Raw genomic sequence first — 2155 nt, 5'->3', positions numbered from 1 at the left:
TTGTGCGCCAACCCCTTGAGCGTTCCTCAACGCGGACACTCGGGGGTCTTCGCCCCCCTCCCTTCGCTCCGGTGAATGCCAGGAGGCTATTCACCGGAGCAAACGGCGGTGGCCTCGCCCACAGGCGAAAAGGGAAATCTTATGAGCGGCAAGGCAAAGACGGACACAACGCGCAGCGATATCTATCAGTCAGTCACCGACAAGATCATTGAGCAGCTTGAGCAAGGTGTGCGGCCATGGATGCAGCCGTGGGGCGCGTGTGGTTCGCCCATTCGTCCTTTGCGACACAATGGCGTAGCTTATCGCGGCATCAATACCGTGCTTCTATGGATGACAGCAGCAGAGCGCGGCTTTCGTTCCCCATACTGGATGACCTACAAACAGGCGCAGGAGCTTAAAGGTCAGGTCAGGAAGGGCGAAAAATCCTGCCTTGTCGTTTACGCCGGTGCAATCGAAAAGCAGGGAGAAAACGAGCATGATGATGGCGAGAAACGCCGCATCCCTTTCTTGAAGGGCTACAGCGTGTTTTGCGCGGATCAGATCGACGGCCTACCAGATCATTTTTATGCTCAGGCAGAAGCGCCAGAAGGTGCGGTTGAAAAAGAGCGTATCACTGCCGTCGATGAGTTTTTTGCCAATACGGGAGCGGTCATCCGCGAGGACGGAAGCCAAGCCTTTTACAGTCCTGCTGGAGATTACATTCAAATGCCGCCGTTTTCAGCTTTCGTGTCGGCAGAAGCGTTTGCAACGACACTGGCCCACGAGGGGGTCCACTGGACCGCAAATCGCGTAGGCCGCGATCTAAGCCGTTACAGCAAGGACCGATCCGAGAGAGCGCGGGAGGAACTGGTTGCCGAACTTGGCAGCGTATTTTTTGCCGCAGATATGGCGCTTGCAATAGAACCGCGTGACGATCACGCAGCCTATATCAAGTCGTGGCTCGAAGTCTTGAAGGGCGACAAGCGGGCGATTATTCAGGCGGCGTCACAGGCGGAAAAGGCGGTTTCGTACCTTCACAGTTTGCAGCCCGGACAAGAGCAAAGCCAAAGCGAAGAACAGCTTGCAGCATGAGAATTGATGGTGGCCGTATATCGGCCGCCATTCTCCGTTGCGGCGGTCAAAGCGGGCGGGCATCGAACCCGCCCGTTTTGATCTTCCGGCTTTGCAGCCTCGCGCGCTACGCTTGCAATAATGATGCGCGAGATCGCGCAGCTACACCATGCCCCGCATTAGCGGGGCTTCTTGCTCCATTTCCTCACCAATCGTGGCGGCGGTCCGAGGGCCAGCTTGATTGTGAAGCGGCCACGCTCCGTGCGAGCCTGCCAGCGAGCAGATGCGACGGCCAGTGCGGGCGAGATCGGTAGCGTCCACCGCTCCTTTCGGTGTCTGCGTTGATTGATTTCAGGTCAGTATGGTCCTCGGCCGCGCCATTGCAACTTTGGTCAAAAAGATTTTTCCCCGCCCGCAAGCGGGCTCCTCGCGCCCGCGGCTGAAGCCGCTCCAAAAATCTTTCCGTCCAAAGTCCTCCGCTTCGCTGCGGCCCTACGGGTGCAACAGCGCTCAACGCCGAGGACCACCTTTGACCTGCAATCAACGCAGACACCGAAAGGAGCTAACCATGAACGCAACCTACAAATTCCTCGCCCGCACTGGCCGTCGCATCCGCTCTTACTTCGCCAAGCTCATCAAGCCCGTCGTGAAGAATGGCCGCTTCACAATCAAGCTGACCCTCTCCATCCCTCTCATCGCCAAGATTGAAGTTGGCGGGGAATGGAGCAAGAAGCCCCGCTAACGCGGGGCACCGGGGGCTAACGCCCCCGGTTCATCCGCGTCAGATCGCGGGCAGTAGTGGTGTCGGAAGCTGGTTTTTGAAGGACCTGGCGCTGCGAAATGTATGTTCGAGTTGCAGCATCTACTAATCAAGCCCATGGGCGTGTCCCTTCGGGCCGGGCTCTAGTCGCTACGCGACCCGAACCCGCAAGCGGTTTCGGCCCATTCGGGTAACGATCCCTCACGCGAGATCCGCGCACAGTTTCGATATTGCAGGCAGGATCGAATATTCAGATGGAGCGCGCCAGCGCGCACATTCACAAAGCAGGCGGGCAGCAGGCCCGCCTCCCCTCTTTCCATTTCAGTTTCGCCCAAGCGCCCCCGC

Annotated in this window: 2 protein-coding genes; both read left to right on the top strand. The window is 58.3% G+C overall.

Going from position 1 to position 2155, the window contains the following annotated elements; genetic code table 11:
• Positions 1–141: 141 nt before the first annotated feature.
• The gene (locus EKM04_RS16605; protein ID WP_183897764.1) at positions 142–1071 is read left to right on the top strand and encodes an ArdC family protein; all 930 of its coding nucleotides are present in this window, start codon (positions 142–144) and stop codon (positions 1069–1071) included.
• A gap of 547 nt (positions 1072–1618) precedes the next feature.
• A complete protein-coding gene (locus EKM04_RS16600; RefSeq protein WP_183897763.1) occupies positions 1619–1792 on the top strand; it encodes a hypothetical protein in 174 nt (57 codons plus the stop codon).
• Positions 1793–2155: the final 363 nt, after the last annotated feature.

Origin of the sequence: Rhizobium skierniewicense Ch11 (assembly GCF_023757665.1) — a bacterium.
In the GTDB taxonomy this organism is placed as follows: domain Bacteria; phylum Pseudomonadota; class Alphaproteobacteria; order Rhizobiales; family Rhizobiaceae; genus Agrobacterium; species Agrobacterium skierniewicense.
Note: the sequence above shows the minus strand (reverse complement) of the source record. Positions and strands in the feature narration are given on the sequence as shown.